General features: G+C 57.9%; 14 protein-coding genes. 5 read left to right on the top strand and 9 right to left on the bottom strand.

The window, feature by feature from the left end; all coding sequences use genetic code 11:
• Positions 1-34 precede the first annotated feature (34 nt).
• The 5 genes from EY643_RS17985 to EY643_RS17965 are packed head-to-tail and all read left to right on the top strand — an operon-like array spanning position 35 to position 5,847.
• Complete coding sequence (locus EY643_RS17985; protein WP_153240545.1) at positions 35-1,501, top strand: metal-dependent hydrolase family protein; 1,467 nt, start codon at positions 35-37, stop codon at positions 1,499-1,501.
• Between the two features lie 2 nt (positions 1,502-1,503).
• On the top strand, positions 1,504-2,790 hold the full coding sequence (locus tag EY643_RS17980) for a carbohydrate porin (protein ID WP_153240544.1): 1,287 nt from the start codon (positions 1,504-1,506) through the stop codon (positions 2,788-2,790).
• A complete protein-coding gene (locus EY643_RS17975) occupies positions 2,756-4,129 on the top strand; it encodes a metal-dependent hydrolase family protein (RefSeq protein WP_170287466.1) in 1,374 nt (457 codons plus the stop codon). Before EY643_RS17980 ends, EY643_RS17975 begins: the two co-directional genes overlap by 35 nt.
• 8 nt (positions 4,130-4,137) lie before the next feature.
• On the top strand, positions 4,138-5,088 hold the full coding sequence (locus EY643_RS17970; protein ID WP_153240542.1) for a metallophosphoesterase family protein: 951 nt from the start codon (positions 4,138-4,140) through the stop codon (positions 5,086-5,088).
• Between the two features lie 42 nt (positions 5,089-5,130).
• Entirely contained in the window at positions 5,131-5,847 is a 717-nt protein-coding gene (locus tag EY643_RS17965; RefSeq protein WP_153240541.1) for a hypothetical protein, read from the top strand.
• Here EY643_RS17965 and EY643_RS17960 read toward each other — a convergent pair.
• The 9 genes from EY643_RS17960 to EY643_RS17920 all read right to left on the bottom strand — a co-directional run bounded on the left by EY643_RS17960 (position 5,844) and on the right by EY643_RS17920 (position 16,770).
• Complete coding sequence (locus EY643_RS17960; RefSeq protein ID WP_153240540.1) at positions 5,844-6,590, bottom strand: class I SAM-dependent methyltransferase; 747 nt, start codon at positions 6,588-6,590, stop codon at positions 5,844-5,846. The genes EY643_RS17965 and EY643_RS17960 overlap by 4 nt on opposite strands.
• A gap of 6 nt (positions 6,591-6,596) precedes the next feature.
• Positions 6,597-8,186: an ABC transporter ATP-binding protein gene (locus EY643_RS17955; RefSeq protein WP_153240539.1), complete on the bottom strand. Its 1,590-nt coding sequence runs from the start codon at positions 8,184-8,186 to the stop codon at positions 6,597-6,599.
• Positions 8,186-9,073 carry an ABC transporter permease gene (locus EY643_RS17950; RefSeq protein ID WP_153240538.1) on the bottom strand — a complete coding sequence of 296 codons (888 nt, stop codon included), beginning with the start codon at positions 9,071-9,073 and terminating at the stop codon, positions 8,186-8,188. The genes EY643_RS17955 and EY643_RS17950 overlap by 1 nt, the downstream gene beginning before the upstream one ends.
• Position 9,074: 1 nt before the next feature.
• Positions 9,075-10,007, bottom strand: a complete 933-nt coding sequence (locus EY643_RS17945) for an ABC transporter permease (protein WP_153240537.1) — start codon at positions 10,005-10,007, stop codon at positions 9,075-9,077.
• Positions 10,008-10,011: 4 nt separating this feature from the next.
• A complete protein-coding gene (locus EY643_RS17940) occupies positions 10,012-11,649 on the bottom strand; it encodes a peptide ABC transporter substrate-binding protein (protein WP_153240536.1) in 1,638 nt (545 codons plus the stop codon).
• Positions 11,642-13,300, bottom strand: coding sequence for a peptide ABC transporter substrate-binding protein (locus EY643_RS17935; protein ID WP_153240535.1), 1,659 nt, complete (start codon positions 13,298-13,300; stop codon positions 11,642-11,644). The genes EY643_RS17940 and EY643_RS17935 overlap by 8 nt, the downstream gene beginning before the upstream one ends.
• A gap of 11 nt (positions 13,301-13,311) precedes the next feature.
• The gene (locus EY643_RS17930; protein ID WP_153240534.1) at positions 13,312-14,952 is read right to left on the bottom strand and encodes a peptide ABC transporter substrate-binding protein; all 1,641 of its coding nucleotides are present in this window, start codon (positions 14,950-14,952) and stop codon (positions 13,312-13,314) included.
• A gap of 100 nt (positions 14,953-15,052) precedes the next feature.
• Entirely contained in the window at positions 15,053-16,102 is a 1,050-nt protein-coding gene (locus EY643_RS17925) for an MBL fold metallo-hydrolase (protein ID WP_153240533.1), read from the bottom strand.
• Positions 16,103-16,209: 107 nt separating this feature from the next.
• A complete protein-coding gene (locus tag EY643_RS17920) occupies positions 16,210-16,770 on the bottom strand; it encodes an outer membrane beta-barrel protein (RefSeq protein WP_153240532.1) in 561 nt (186 codons plus the stop codon).
• Positions 16,771-16,818 lie beyond the last annotated feature (48 nt).

Raw genomic sequence — 16,818 nt, 5'->3', positions numbered from 1 at the left:
AGGATAGGATCAGTAATTGCTTCGGAGAAAACATATGACGAATAACAGGCTCGCGAGATTTCTTAGCACCATTGGCATAAGTATCAGTTTGGCTTCGCCGGCACTTGCTGGGCAGGTGCTGTTTAAAGACGTCAATATATTTAACGGCACCAGTAACAAACTAATCACCGGGCAGGATGTACTTGTCGAGGGCGAGACGATTGCTTCGATTGGTCGCAACCTGTCAGCCGGTGAGGGTGCTGTCGTTATTGATGGTGGCGGCAAGACCTTGATGCCTGGCCTTATTGACGGCCACGCCCACGTGATGATCAACCAGAACTTCAATGTTGTTGAGACGAATATGGATCTCACCGACATGTCTTACAACGCGACGATCGTGATGAAGCGCTTCCTGATGGATGGCTTTACCACCGTGCGTGACATGGGCGGTCCGACGTTCGGATTGGCGCGTGCGATCGACCAGGGCCGAGTGCTTGGCCCAAGGCTTTATCCCTCCGGTGGCTTTATTTCCCAGACGTCGGGTCACGGTGACTTCCGCGATCGCGCAGACCCCGGGTTCAGTATCAACGACGCAGGCGACCTGTCCAACTTTGAGCGCATGGGTATCGGTAACGTGGCGGACGGTGTCCCCGAGGTCCTCAAGGCAACACGATTGAATCTGCGCAATGGCGCCACCCAGATCAAGATCATGGGCGGTGGCGGCGGCTCGTCCCGCTTCGACCCGATTGATACCACCCAGTACTCTCAGGCTGAGATCTGCGCCATTGTGGAGGCGGCTGCGGACTGGGGTACCTACGTGGGCGCACATACGTTCAACGATCGTGCAGTCGGTCGCCTCTTGGACTGTGGTGTGAAGAGCTTCGAGCACGGCTTCTTTATTTCGGAAAAAACCATGAAACGCATGGCCAAAGAGGGCGCTTACATGGTCCCGCAGATGTGGGGGATCTCTCCGGACCTGGCGCGCAACCCGCTGATGCCTGCGGATAAAATCCCCATGGTCAAGGCGCTGGGCGAGGCCTACAGGGACTTTGGGCGAAACCTGCTCAAGAATGGCGTGAAAGTTGTCTTCGCGTCTGATTATGTCGGCGCATTTTCCGATGCCGAGCGCGCCCGTCGTTATGAGATCTGGTGGCGCACCCAGACCTTCGACAGCAATTTCGAGGTGCTCAAGCAAATGACGTCCACAGCGGGTGAGTTGATGGCCTTGTCAGGGCCGCGCAACCCCTACAAGGCCGGGAAGCTGGGCGTTGTGCAAGAGGGCGCGTATGCGGACCTCTTGTTGGTGGATGGCAATCCGCTTGAGGACATCAGTGTCATTGGCGGCACAACACAGTGGTTTGATGCCGATCCGGAGTTCAAGCTGATCCCAACCATCCAGATTGTGATGAAGGGCGGCAATATTTATCGCAATGAAATAGATGGCAGGCTGTCTGAGGCGGCTATCAGTTTCCCGGAAATGAAATACCATGGAATCATAGGTGACTACATTCCGGCTAACTGATAGTGAATAGAATCAACTCTGGGGCGCTCGCACTAAGCGGCGCCCTGTTGAGTGCCGCGGCACTCGCACAACAAGATCCAGCATCTCAGATCGACGATCCCCAGACGCCCAGTTTCGGCGGACCCGACTCTGTAGAGCAGGTCATTGAAGCTGATCGCACCCCACGCGGCGGCTATTTTGAGACAGAGCTGCTGGGCCCGTTCAAGGATTGGCAGACTGGGCTCGAGGAAGATCACGGCTTCAGCTTTGGTGCTGACTACTCGGCGGTTACTGTTCATGCCAGTGATGTGCTCGACGGTGCCGACGACAGTGCCAGTAGCGGCATGCTCAGGCTCTACGGTCGCTGGAACCTCACTGGCGACGGCAAGTCCAGTTCAGGCGGCCTGGTGTACAAGCTGGAGCACCGCCACGCCTATGGTGACAACGCCCCCAGCGGGTTTTTGCTGGGGAATGTCGGTTATGTTGGCCTCACGGAACCGCCATTCAGTGACCAGGGTACACGCTGGACCAACCTCTATTGGCGCCAGAGCCTGAACAATGGCCGCACCACACTGGTGGGTGGATTCCTCGATGTCACTGATTTTGTCGATGTGTATGGGTTGGCCAGTCCCTGGCTGCACTTTATGAACCTCGCATTTTCCACCGGTTCTGGCGCAATTGACCTGCCTAACGATGCCAGCCTGGGTGTTGCGGGCGGACACCTGTTTGAGAACAACGTGTTTGTTATCGGCAGTGTGGTTGATCGCAATGGCGACCCGACTGAAATCGGAGACGGCTTCGATACATTCTTTGGTGACAATGAGTATTTCAGCAGTATCGATATTGGCTACACCTCTGCGCACTCGCGCATCGCGCTGGACAACGTGCACCTGACCTTGTGGCATGCCGACGCCCGCGAGGAAGCCGGTGCTCCCAGTGGCTGGGGTGCCAATGTTTCCTGGTCGCGATATTACAACGACAGGATCATGCCCTTTGTGCGCGCCGGATACACAGATGACAGTGGTTCCCTGCTGGAAAAGACTGTCAGTTTGGGCTTTGGCTACCGCCCCGGCTCCATTGACCAGGCCCCTGGTGACTTGATAGGTGTGGGTTTCAACTGGGGTGAGATAAACGAGAACTCGTTTGGCCCGGGTCTGGACGACCAGTACACGCTGGAATTGTTTTACCGCTGGCAGCTCACCCAGCAGCTGGCCCTGACCTTTGATTACCAGTACCTGCAAGACCCTGCCCTGAACCCCGATGAGGAAAGTTCCCATGTATGGAGTATGCGTGCGCGCTTTGCGCTTTGACAGGGCGAGGGGATTCGCCGCAGCTATTGCCCTGTTGGCAGCGGCCCTGGGTATGCTTCAGATCAAGGCTCACGCAGAGGATGAACAACAGATCCTGATTTCCAACGTGCGTGTCTTTGACGGCGAGAACACGCACCTCGTTGACGCCGATGTGCTGGTGCAAGGGAATATGATTGTCGCCTTTGGCAGTGACCTGGAAGTCGACAGCGGCGCACAACGAATTGATGGCGGTGGCCGGGTACTGTCCCCCGGCTTTGTGGATGCCCACACCCACATGTCCCTGATCGCGCCATTTGACCAGTTGGAAAATGAATACACGGGTATTTACGTGGGTGCTGCGGCGGGTCAGGTGGCAGAGGAAATGCTGATGCGCGGCTTCACCACGGTGCGCGATGCCGGTGGCGCGAGCATTGGTGTGCAGCGCGCGATTGATGATGGCTGGTTTGCCGGGCCGCGCGTGTTTTCCTCCGGCGCGTTCCTTACTCAGACCTCCGGGCACCTGGATATGCGCGATCGCACCAACCCCCATCACCACATGGGAGGCGAGCACAGCCACGCGCAGCGCATCGGGCACTTCACTGCCGTAGACGGCGAGGCCGAAATGCTGGGGGCCGCCAGGCAGAACTTCCGCAACGGTGCCACTCAGCTCAAGCTGGCCACCAATGGCGGCATTTCCGCTAACTATTCACCGCTGGATATCGACCAGTTTACCGATGCCGAGCTCGGCGCCGCGGCGCATGTGGCGGAGACCTTTGGTTCCTACTTCATGGTGCATGCCTACTACGACGAGGCGGTATCCCGAGCGATCGACTTCGGTGCACGTTCCATTGAACACGGCCACTTGATGACGGAAGACGTGATCAAAAAGATGGCCAAAAACGATGTCTACCTGGTGGTAGAGGCGCTGATGTCCAATGCTGATGCTCCGCCGCAGTTTACAGCGGATCAGCGAGAAAAATTCGAGTTGGCCAAATCGGGCTTCCAAGAGATGATTCGCCTGGCCAAGAAGCATAAGTTGAAAATCGCATTCGGCTCCGATGTGTTTCTTTCCAGGGAAGCCTACAAGCTCCAGGCCATGGAGTGGCTGGCCCGTGCCGAAATTTTCAGTGCGCCAGAAATCATGCTCCAGGCCACCAGCATTGGTGCGGAATTGATCGAATTGTCGGGGCCGCGCAATCGTTATCGCGAGGGCCGTCTGGGCGTTATCCAGCCTGGTGCCTATGCCGATCTGGTGTTGATTGATGGTGAGCCGCTGGAGGATGTCAGCGTGTTGGCTGACCCCGGGAAAAACCTGCGTCTGATTATGAAAGATGGGGTGGTTTACAAGAACACGCTGTGAGTCAGGTCATGAAGCGGCTACTTAACTTGCTCATCCTCGCGCTGTCTATCGATGCCCTGGCGGCCGATGATATTCGCTTTACCGCGCCAGCGGTGGAGGGCGGGCTGGTCCGTTTTGCGATAATCGGTGATCTAACCGGAGGCGAGCGCGAGGGAGTATTTGATGCCGCGGTGGCAGCGCTGGCGCAGCTGAATCCCGATTTCGTCCTGTCCGTGGGTGACTTGATAGAAGGCGGCACTGAGGACGTGGCGCAGATGGAGCGAGAGTGGGCAGCCTTTACGGATCGCCTGACGCCGCTGAATATGCCGCTCTATCCGCTCGTTGGGAATCACGATATCTCCAATATGGCCATGCGCGAGTGGTGGGAAGGTAGTGTTGGCCCACGCTACTATCACTTTCGCCTGGGTGACTATCTATTTCTCATGCTTGATTCGGAGGACTTCTCCGGGCAACGGTTTGCCGAGATCAAGCAGCTGCGCAACGATGCGGTGGCCGTGTACAAGTCGCAGGGCCCCGAGGCATTTCTCGCGACGGACTACTCCAGGCTGGATGAGCGCAAGTTCGGGGTGATGGGCAGGGCGCAATCGGATTATTTCATCCAGGTATTGGATAAGAATCAGGATGCCTACTGGGTGTTTGTGCTGATGCATAAGCCGCTTTGGGATTCAGCCTCTTCAGGTTACGCCGACCTGGAACAGGCGCTGGGCAACTTCTCCTATTCGGTGTTCAATGGGCACGAACACAGCTATAACCGTGAGGTCCGAGCGGGAGTGGAACATATACAGATGGGCACGACTGGCGGCGAATTCACCCCGAAGACTCGCGGTGAGTATATGGACCACATCCTATGGGTTACCCTCGGCAGGGGTGGCCCGGACATGGTGAATATAAAGCTGGAAGGCCTCGTGGGGCGTGCGGGTGTACCATTGCTGGATGCGGCCGATGGCGCCTCAGACTAGACTGTGTAGAAATAAACAACTTCTGATCAGGAGATCGAGAGAATGAATAAACTGGCGATGATGTTGTCTGGCGTGGCCCTCGTCGGCTTGCAGGCCTGTGGTGGTGATCAGGAAGCGGGGCCAGCGCAATCTGCCGCGCCCGAGCTGGCTGCGGTCGCCGAGGAACCTCAGCAAGTAAAGGAGGCGGCGGTAGAAGCAGAGCCTACAACAACATCAGACTCTGAGTCCGCTGCTGACGATGTGCAGGAGATCGATGCTGACGAGCTGGAGCCATCGGGGACGATTGAACTCAAGCAGTATACGGTGGCCTGGGTGGGGAGTGGCACCATGGGCGGCGGGACCCTGACCATAGATGGCAAGGATTACCCCTTCAGGCTAGCCGGCCTTGGAGTTGGCGGTTACGGGGCTTCCTCGATCGATGCCGAGGGAACCGTTTACAACCTGCCGAGCCTCGAGGCTTTTCCCGGTACCTATGGTAACGCTCGATTGGGTATGACCGGCGGTGATTCCGGTAGCGGCAAACTGTGGTTACGCAGCGCAGATGGGGTGGTGATTGAATTGCATTCCGAAATGCGCGGCCTGGCCCTCGCCGGCGGCGTTGACGGCATCCTGATCCAGTGGGAAGACGAAAGCGATTCGCAGGTCGACGAGGCGATGGACAGTACCCGCGATGTCGCAGGAGATGCCATAGAACAAGGCGCTGATGCTGTTCAAGATGGCGTGGACAACGTAAAAGGCTGGTTCAAGAAGGGCGGTTAGACCGGCTCGCAAACAAAGTGGTGCTGGACGTAGGGGTCAACCGGTAGTTCAAGGCTGCGCATTCTCCACCCTGTGTCCGCGAGCAGTTCGTGCGCGTACTCTCTGGAATAGATCGCCCACTTGAGTGGCTGTTTCGGGTCCATATCTACAAAAGGCGGTGGCGGTGACGCCTTTTGCTCGGGTGTCATGCCGCGGGTCAGCTGCTCGGCTATGCCGCTGATATAGCCCTGGCCGTTTTCCGCTACTTCGTTAATAAACAGACTGAATACCAGTACCCCGTCAGGCTTGATGTAGGGCCGTAGCAATTTCAGCATCGCGGGGTAGTCGTGGGGCGCCAGGTGTGTGAAGACCGAAAACAGGCAGATGATATCGAAGTGCCCTTCAGCTAGCGCTAAGCCCTCGAGGCTGGCCAGTGGATGCCCCTCGGGATTGTACATGGCGTTGTGGATGTCCACGTGCTGATAGCTGCAGCGCGGGTCATCGACCGAACGCTGCAGATACTCTATTAACTCGCGGTAGACGTCGATCCCACTGTAACTGCCAATAGGAATTTCCTCACGCAGAATTGCTTGAGTGAACTTGTTTCCGCAGCCCATATCCAGCACTGCGGCATCCGCGAGGTCTTCCCGGCCCGAGAGCCGGGCAATGCGATCCAGCAGCCAACGACTGGACTCCAGATTGTTGTCCAATTGGCCTACCCGGCCGCCGCGCTGTAACTCTGTCGGTACTTCCAGCTTGCTCATTCTTGTTCAGCCCAGCAGGGCGCGTCCGGGAATGGAGCTCAGCAGCTGGCGCGTGTAGTCCTGTTGCGGACGCTCAAACAAATCATCTCCCGTGCCCTGTTCCACAACCTCGCCCTTGTACAGTACCAGGATGCGATCCGCCAGATGGCGTACCACTGCCAAATCGTGCGACACGAACAGCATAGTCAGGCCGTACTCCTTGCCGAGGTGTTGCATCAAGTCGAGGATCTGCGCCTGGATAGTGACGTCCAGAGCAGACACTGGCTCATCTGCAACGATGAACTCGGGCCGGGTTGCCAGGGCGCGGCCGATGGCGATGCGCTGACGCTGGCCACCGGAGAATTCGTGGGGATATTTGCGCACAAAATTGCGCGCGAGGCCCACATCGTCCATTAATTTGAGGACGCCGCTGGAGACTGATTTCCTGTTCTCTATGCCGTGCAGCAGCAGTGGCTCGGCCAGGGTATCGAATACAGTCATGCGCGGGTTCAGCGAGGCGAAGGGGTCCTGGAAAATCATCTGCATGCGGCGGCGGAAGTTTTTCAAGTCGCTGCCTTCAAGGCCAGTGACCTCTGTGCCGTCGAATGTCACGCTGCCACCGGTGACGTTCACCAGGCGCAGAATGGAACGACCGATGGTGGACTTACCCGAACCGGATTCCCCCACCAGGCCCAGTACTTCGCCTCGTTTGATGTCGAAGCTGACATCATTCACTGCCTTTACAGGTTCCGCGTTTTTACCCTGATCGAACCAGGTGCGCAGATTTTTCACCTCGATCAGTGTCTCTGGCTCCGCCGCCATCGGCGCCTTGCTGTCGGCGGGAATCGCTGCCAACAGCTTCTGGGTGTACGGGTGCTCTGCGTGATGGAAGATGTGATCGGAGTCTCCGCCTTCCACGATCTTGCCCTGCTGCATCACCACGATCTGGTCTGCAATATCGGCCACAACCGCAAGGTCGTGAGAGATGAAGATCACGCCGATGTCGCGCTTGGTCTGAAGCTCGGCGATGAGCTTCAGGATCTGGGCCTGAATGGTTACGTCCAGCGCCGTGGTGGGCTCATCTGCGATTAGCAGCTTGGGCTCATTGATCAGGGCCATGGCGATCATGACCCGCTGGCGCATGCCGCCGGAGAATTGGTGTGGGTAGTTTTCGAAGGTGGTATCCGGGTCGCGGATACCCACTTCTTCTAACAGCTCGACAGCGCGTTTACGGGCGTCAGCCTGGCTCACATCCTTGTGATAGAGCAGCGGCTCCATCAACTGTTTGCCGATGGTCATGAACGGATTGAGGCAGGTCATTGGGTCCTGGAAGATCATGGCGACGTCGCGGCCGCGGATCTCCCGCAGCTCGGCCTCGCTCATCTTCAGCAGGTCATTGCCCTCAAGGAGTGCCTGGCCGCCGTCAATTCTGCCGGGGGGCATGGGGACCAGCCCCAGCATGGAGTAACAGGCGACAGACTTGCCCGAGCCGGACTCGCCGATGATCGCGGTGATCTTGCCGGTGTCCACGCTGAAGGAAATACCGTCCACCGCCTTGTTGGTGCCCATACGGGTCACGAAACTGACCGCGAGGTCTTTTACTTCTAGAAGTGCCATCAGTCTTTACTCCTCCGCACGTCCAGGGCGTCCCGCAGGCCGTCACCGAGGAAATTGAGTGAGAACAGGGTCAGCGTCAGTGCCAGCCCGGGGAAAATCAGAAGCCAGGGATATTCTTCCATGGTCTCGGCGCCGTAGGAGATCAGCAGGCCCCAGGAAGTCTGGGGTGGCTGAATACCCAGGCCGAGGAAGGACAGGAATGCCTCCAGCAACATCACCGAGGGAATCGTCAGCGTGGTGTACACGATGATTGGGCCCAGGGCGTTGGGGATCAGGTGGCGGCGGATAATCGTGCCCGGGCTCAGCCCCAGGGAGATTGCCGCTTCCACGAATTCCTGCTGACGCAGCTGCTGAACCTGGCTGCGCATGATCCGCGCCATCGTCAGCCATTCCACTGCGCCAATGGCGAGGAACAGGAGTAGCATGTTGCGGCCAAACACGACCATGAGGAGCACGATGAAGATCATGAAAGGTAGGGCATACATGATGTCCACCAGGCGCATCATGACTGCGTCGGTCTTCCCGCCCACGTAGCCTGCGACGGCTCCCCAGGTAACACCGATCAGCAGCGCTACCGACGTCGCCACAAAACCAACGGCCAGCGAAATACGTCCGCCGTACATGATCTGGGTGAGCAGGTCGCGGCCAAAGATATCGGTCCCCAGCCAATGCTGGGCCGAGGGCGGGCTGGCACCAAGGTCAAGGTTCTGCGCATCGTAGGCGTAGGGTGCGATCCATGGCGTAAGCAAGGCAACGAGTATGAACAGAAGCAGGGTGGCGCCGCCGCCCACTGCTAGCCGGTTCTTGCGCAGGCGCAACCAGGCGTCGTGCCACAGGCTGGAACCCTGCTCCGCCTCGGCGATGTCGGAAATGATTTCTGTGGTCATTCTAGTTCTCCCCGAATTGTGCGCGCAGGCGTGGGTTCATCCAGGCCGCCAGTACATCGGACAGCAGGTTGAACAGCACGATCAGGGTGGACAGGAATACCGTGGTACCGAGGATCATGGTGTAGTCGCGGTTGAAGGCGGCTTGCACGTAGAAGCGGCCCAGGCCGGGAATCTGGAAGATGGTCTCGACCACAAAGGAGCCCGCCAGCAGGCCGGCGAAAGCCGGCCCGAGGAAGGCGACCACCGGGATAAGGCCACCCCGTAACCCGTGTTTGATCACCACCTGCCACTCGGGCAAGCCCTTGGCGCGGGCGGTGCGGATGTAGTCCTGGCTCATCACCTCGAGCATACCGGCCCGGGACAGGCGGGCGATGTAGGCTGCGTAGCCAGAGCCCAGGGTGATTGCCGGGAGAATCTTGTCGCCCGGGATATCGCCCCAGCCGGAGACAGGTAACCAGTCGAGGTAGATGCCGAAGACAAGTACCAGCAGGGGGCCGAGCAGAAACGACGGCACGCATATCCCCAGCATTGCGGCCGTCATCGGTATGTAGTCCTGGGGGGTGTTCGGCCTAAGTGCTGCTATAACACCGGCGGTCCCCCCTATCAGCACCGCCACCAGCAGGGCATAGAACCCGAGTTCGGCGGTGACCGGCAGGCCGGCCCCGATCAACTCGTTGACGCTGCGGCCAGGGTACTTAAATGAGGGGCCAAACTCGCCCTGGGCCAGGTCGCCCAGGTAGGCCGTGTACTGGGAGAACAGCGGTTGATCCAGTCGGTACTGGGCCTCCAGGGCTGCTTTCACTTCGGGTAGCACCGCTTTTTCCGCGGAGAAGGGGCCGCCGGGTGCGAGACGCACCAGGAAGAACGTTACAGTGATCACAGCAAGGATCACCGGTATCGCCTGCAAGAGACGAACGCCTATAAATCGCCACATGGTATTATTTTTGCTCCATTGGGTCGGCCAGGCTCACATACTTATAGTTATAGTATTTTATGAGATTGGCGGGAAAACCCTTAACGTTTTGCCGGATCATGTACCGGTCGGTGTAAGTATATAGAGGGATGTACGGCGCTTGCTTCAGGGCGAGCACTTCGGCCTCTTCCAATAGTTTGAGTCGCTCTCGGGGTGTTTCGGCCTCGGGCACCAGAACACGCATTATTTCATCATAGACCTCATTGGAAAAGCCGGAGTAGTTCGAAACGTTGTCGGATGTCATCAGTTCCAGGAACATCACCGGATCGACAAATCCACCTATCCAGCCCAGACGTGAGCCCTGAAAGTCGCGCTCGTCCAGTTTATCAACGAAAACCCGCCACTCCATATTGGTCAGGGTGACGCTGATGCCCAGCTCATTCTTCCACATCTGCTGCAGGGCGATGAGAATTTTTCGATTGTTTTCACTGGTGTTGAAAATAAATTCCAGCTCTGGGAAGCCGTCGCCGTCGGGATAACCCGCTTCTGCCAGCAGGCGCCGCCCTTCTTCGGGATCGTATGGTAGGGGCAGTTCGGGATCGTAACCGGCAATCCCGCGAGGGACTATCCCCCGGTGGGGCAGGACCGAATCGTGCAGGACCGATCTTGCCAGTAGCTCGCGATCGATTGTCGCGGCCAGTGCCTGTCTCACTTTCACCTGATCGAGCGGTGCGCGCTCGACATTCAATATCAGGAAGTAGGTGCCGAACATGGGCGTCTGCCGGTACTCCGGGTTTCCGCTCTGCAAAAATTCGGGGATCTTGGCCAGTGGGACCATGTCGGTTTTGTGGAGTTGGCCCACCCGGTACATGCGGTCTTCAGTTGACTCGCTATCGATGGGATGGAATACGATCTGCTCTAGTGCAACGTTCTGCTGGTCCCAGTACAGCGGGTTTTTGCTTACAACCAGACGCTTCTGCATGCGCCATTCGCTCAGCACGAAGGGTCCGTTACTGACAATGTTCTCTGGGCGTGTCCAGCCGGTGTAGCGAGCGAAGGGTTCGCCGTGCGCTTCAATGGTGGCGCGGTGGACTGGCATGCTTGACGAAAAAGTCGCCAGACTCTGGAAGAAATAGGGGGTGGGCTGGTGGAGTGTCAGTTCCAGCGTGTGTGAATCAATGACCTGAACTCCAAGATCAGCGGGGTCATCCAATTCGCCTGCAAAATACTCCCGTGCACCTTGTATAGGGAACAAATACTCGGCGAAGCTGCTGCCTATGGCCGGGCTGAGTGCGCGCAGGAAAGACCAGTGGAAGTCCTCAGCGGTAAGTGGGTCACCATTGGACCAGCGCGCATTGTCCCTGAGATAGAACGTCCACACCAACTGGTCCTCGCTGATTTCCCAGCGCTCTGCCACACCTGGCATCGGCTCGAGGGTGCCTGGGTCGAGCGTCACAAGTCCTTCAAACAAGGCCCAGGCAATCTGGCCTCCAGGAACGGAGGAGATGATATGCGGGTCGATGGTTTGTGGTTCTGACCCGTTGTTGATGTGCAGTACGCCCTCACGGTTGCCGTGCGCAACATTGCTATCGACAGGGCCGCAGGCGGTGAGCAACGGGGCCGTCAGGCAGACAGTGGCCCATAGCGCTCGCAATTTACTCATTCGTTAATGCCACGTACCTGAAGTTGTAATACCTCAGGGGGTTGGGAGGCAGGCCACGCACACTCGGGTGCACAAGATGCTGGCTCGCCTGCGTATACATAGGGATAGCAGGAAGATGGGCCAGCATCAGCTCTTCCGCCTCGCGCATAAGTAGCAGGCGTTCGTCTCGATCAGCTGCTTGGGGTGCAAGTCGCTGCATGATGTCGTCGTAGCGCGCATTGGAAAAGTGGGTGGTGTTGTTGGGGTCGCCTGTCACAAACTGGCGGAGACTGTCTGCGGCATCCATATAACTGTTGACCCATCCCATGGCCGCCAGTTGATAGTCGCTTTCATAGTAGTTCGAGAGATAGACCTGCCATTCCATGCTACTCAGTGTCACTTCGATATTGAGCGCATCTTTCCACATTTGCTGTAACGCGACGGCTGACTTCCTGCTGCTGCCAGAATGTGGAAAGGACAGCTCGAGTCCGGGCCACCCCTCGCCATTGGGATAGCCGGCCTCGGCTAGCAGTGCTCGGGCTCCCTCTATGTCCGCAGCTGTTGAAACCTGGTTTTCGAAACCGGGCAGAGTCCAGGGTACGAACCGTGCGTTGGCGCGGACTGTGCCAGTGAGGACATTCTCTGCCAGAGAGTCTCGGTCGACAGCCAGGCTCAGGGCCCGCCGAACGGCCAGTTGATCGAGTGGAGGGCGGTGTGTGTTGATGGCCAGGAAGCCCGTGCCTGCAAGAGGGTGAGAGCGAAGTCTTGCGTCTTCCGCTGCTCGGTAGCTGGGCAGTTTATTGTAGGGAACGCTGGCGGTGTAGTGGAGCTGGCCAGTGCGAAACATTTTTTCTTCGGTGGATTCATTGGTAGTCGGGTAATAAATGAGCCCTTCAAGTCCGAGTTTGTCTGCCCCCCAATAAGCCTCATTTTTTACGACTGCCAGGTGCTGCTGGAGTTTCCATTCTGAGAGGCGGTAGGGGCCGTTGCCGACAAACGTCTCGGCGCGAGTCCAGCCTGAAAAACGCACATCGGCCCCGCCGTTGGCCTCTACCGTGGGTCTGTGTACGGGGTAGGCCACTGCCATGGTAGCTAGAATGTCCAGGAAGTATGGCGTGGGGTTTTTCAAGGTGATTTGCAGTGTCTGGGGATCGATCGCTGTCACGCCGAGGGAATCAGTGTCGACGCCGTTGAAGTAGTCCTCGGCGCCCGCAATGTAGTACAGCGACTCCACCATAGGGCTCGCTATTTTCGGGTTCAGGGCGCGGCGGAAAGACCAGTCGAAGTCGTGTGCGGTGACAGGGTCGCCGTTGGACCATCGGGCATTGGGGTTCAGGTGGAAGGTGATGACCTTGTCGCCCTCGCTGAACTCCCAGCGCTCGGCGACTCCGGGCTCGTGTTGCAGTGTATAGGGGTTCAGCGTAATCAGGCCTTCAAAGAGGGCCCACGCGATCTGGTGGTCGTAGACGCTGGCAACAGAATGCGGGTCTATGGACTGGGGTTCAGCGCGGTTGCCCAGGTGCAGAATTTTGTCGCGGTTGCCCTGAATCACATTGGATTCGCTGGTTCCACAGGCCGTCAACACACTTAAGGCCGGCAGCAAGGCTAGTGCAAGCCAGCTCGCGGTGAGTCGCGCACTGATGTTCTTAAATCTTGAATATCCAGTGCGCATCCTGCGATTTCCTAGTTTGTCGTATCAGCCCAATCCGGGTCTAGCCAGACATACTTGAGGTTCAGGTGATCCATCAGGTTCGAGGGCAGGTCACGCACACTGGGGTGGACCAGGTGATTGCTGGAATAGGTGTAGATAGGCAGGATGGGCATCTGCTCCATCAACATGGTTTCGGCCTCGAAAAAGATCTTGTAGCGCTCTTCCTGGGTCTTGGCCTGGGGCGCAAGCCGGGCGATCATTTCGTCGTACTTCGGTTCGGCGAAACCGGTGTTGTTATTGCCGCCGCCGGTCAGGTACATGTCGAGGAAGTTGTTGGCGTCCACGTAGTCACCTATCCATCCGCGGCGGGCGATCGCGTAGTTCATGGTGTCGATGGAATCGAGGTACACCTTCCATTCCTGATTGGAAATAGTGATCTCGATGTTCAGCTCATCTTTCCACATCTGCTGCAGGGCAACTGCGATCTTGCGGTGGTTCTCACTGGTGTTGTAGATCACTTCCACGCCCGGCCAGCCTTCACCATTGGGGTAGCCGGCATCGGCCAGCAGCTGGCGCGCCTTTTCCGGATCGTGGCCGAACAATTGCGGAGGCTGGTAGCCCATGGTGCCGGGAGGCGTGATGGTATAGGCGGGTGTGTACAGGTCCTGAAGAACTGATCGGATCAGTTTGTCCCGGTCTATGGACATGGCCAGAGCCTGGCGTACTTTGACGTTATCGACAGGCGGGGCGGAGGTATTGAACAGGTAGAAATACGTGCCCAGATAGGGAGACCGTATCAGCGGAGAGTTCTCCATCGCCTTGTACACGGGTTGCTTGTCGAGCGGTACGCTCTGGGTGTAATGCAGCTGATTGACCCGGAACATGCGCTCTTCTGAGACAATGTTTTCCGTTGGGTAGAAAATAACACCATTGAGCTTGACCGTATCCCGGTCCCAATAGGTGTCGCTCTTTTTCACACTAACCCTGCGATTCAGCAGCCATTCGTCGAGGACGAAGGCGCCATTGCCGACCATATTCCCCGGGCGCGTCCACTTGGTATAGCGGTCGTGCATCTCACCGTGGGCAAGAATTGTCTCAGGGTGTACCGGGAAGGTGGAGTAGTGGTCTAGCAGCTGCAGGAAGTAGGGTGTGGGGTCGTTGAGGGTGACCTCCAGGGTTGCGTCGTCGAGGGCCTTGACCCCGACATCGTTGAAGTCTTCGGTTTCGCGTTTAGCGTAGGCCTCTGCGCCCGCCACAGGAAACAGCATATAGGAATATTGATTGCCCATAGCCGGGTGCAGGGCGCGGTTCCACGACCAGACCACGTCGCTCGCGGTGACTACCTCGCCATTGGACCACTTGGCCTCGGGATTAAGGTGGAAGGTGTAGACCTTGCCGTCCTCTGAGATCTCCCATGACTGGGCCACGCCGGGCTCTGGCTCCAGGGTCCATGGGCTCTTGGTGGTGAGGCCTTCAAACAGAGCGCTGACTATATGGTTTTCGGGAACACCGGTAACCACGTGCGGGTCCAGACCCTGGGGCTCGGTGCCGTTGCCGTAGTGGAGGATGCCCTCCCGGTTGCCTTTATCGACATTGGTTTCGCCGCCGGTGCAGGCGGTGAGCAGAGTGGCTGATAGCAGGGTAGCTAGCAGACCGCGGAATACTTTGGTCATTTTGTGATCAGTTCCGGAATTGACGAGCTTATTATAGAGGCATTTGTGTGCCGTGTGGTGAGACGAATGACAGAGCGAATACCTCATGCCTCTCGGTCAATCAGGCAACAGGCAGGCCCAGCCTGTGCCACTGGATCATGCCACCGGCTAAATTGGCGGTGCGTTCACGGCCATCCCTGCGCAGAATTTGCGCCGCCATGGCGGAGCGTTTACCCGATTGGCAAATGGCGATTACAGGTCGATCTTCGGGTACCTGGTCCATCCGATCGCGTAACTCATCGAGAGGAATCAGTGTCGCGCCCTCGATGTGACCCAGCTCGCCACTGAATTCACCGGCACTGCGCACGTCCAATAAGAACAGCTCATCACGGTGCCTGGCGACCCAGTCGGGTCGAATTTCAGGTATGCCGGCGAAAGTCTGGATGACCGGGCCCCAGTCGTCGGGCGCTTCCACTTCGTCGGGTTTGCCACCTTTCAGGTTGGCCGGCACCGCAATGTCGATCAGGCGTGGGTGGGGCAGGGCGAGGTTGTTCATATAGCCCACGAAATCTTCCTCACGTGCCTCGCCGCCAATTCGGGGATTGTGGGCTTTCTCTTCCGCTACGGTGGACACGGTGCGCCCATCGTAGTCATGGCCTGGATACAGCAGACAATCGTCGGGCAGGCTGAAGATCTGAGTCTGGATACTCTGCCACATGGTGTGGGCATCGCCCGCCTGGAAGTCGGTGCGACCAGCGCCTCGTATTAGCAACGTGTCCCCGGTGAAGGCCATATCCTGTTCCCGGGTGACGAAGGTCAGGCAGCCGTCAGTGTGGCCGGGAGTCGCGCGCACAGAAATAGACTGGTTGCCAAAGGCGAGCACATCGCCATCGACGACTTTGATGTCGATTTCGTCGACTCCAGCGTGGGCGGCGATGACTGATTGGGCGCCTGATTTCTGTCGCCAGAGCCAGGCACCGGTCACGTGGTCGGCGTGCACATGGGTGTCCAGGGTGTAGCGCACTGTAAGGCCCAGCTCTCGGACGAGGGCCGCGTCGCGTGCGTACTGTTCAAACACGGTGTCGATGATCACGGCTTCGCCGGTGTCAGGGCAGCCCAGCAGATAGGTATAGGTGGATGAAGCTGAATCGAAGAGTTGGCGGAAGATCATTGTGCAATCCCGGCTTTGGATGCGGGCGAGTCTAGCACAACGCCTGGTGGCGGCAATTGATCTGGATTAGGGTGGTGGCGCGCCCATGGTTGGGCGCGCCAACTGCATTAGAAAGTCCAGCGCAGGCCCAGGTTGGCCGTGTCGATGGCATCGTCGGCATCGAAGCGAACGTACTCGAGATAAACGTCGAGGCTGCGGAAGACATTGATTGCAGCGCCGGCGCCGTAGTAGAGGTCAGTACCATCCTGATCGATGTAGCGAGAGTCCACGTCCCACATGGCGGCACCTGCGCGGCCATAAATGTCGATGATCCACAGGGGGACAGAAACGATGCCGCCGACGGTCCAGATAGACGCGTCAAAGCCGATTTTCTGGCCATTTTCCAGCTTGTCTGACTTGAACTCGCCCAGGTCCCAGTAGGCGGCATCGACGGCCAGCCACTTGGTGAAGCGATAACCCGCGCCGGCGTTATAGCCTACAGCGTTGTCATCGAAGAAGGCTTCGATTCCGTCTTCGAGATCGAGTTCGTCTTCAATGTCGGCGTCCAGCTGGGCCCAGTTGGCGCCGCCTGCAATAAAGAAACCGGTGCTGTCGGCATTGGCCGCGTTGCTGGCGATACCGCCGCTGATAAGCGTCAGCAGCAGAGCTGTGAGAACTGAATTACGCATAGTGAGTGCTCCGAATTGATGGGGTATGTTAGTTTGCCGGTATGTTAC

This window comes from Halioglobus maricola (assembly GCF_009388985.1).
Lineage (GTDB): Bacteria > Pseudomonadota > Gammaproteobacteria > Pseudomonadales > Halieaceae > Halioglobus > Halioglobus maricola.
This window is presented reverse-complemented; position numbering and strand designations above follow the sequence as displayed.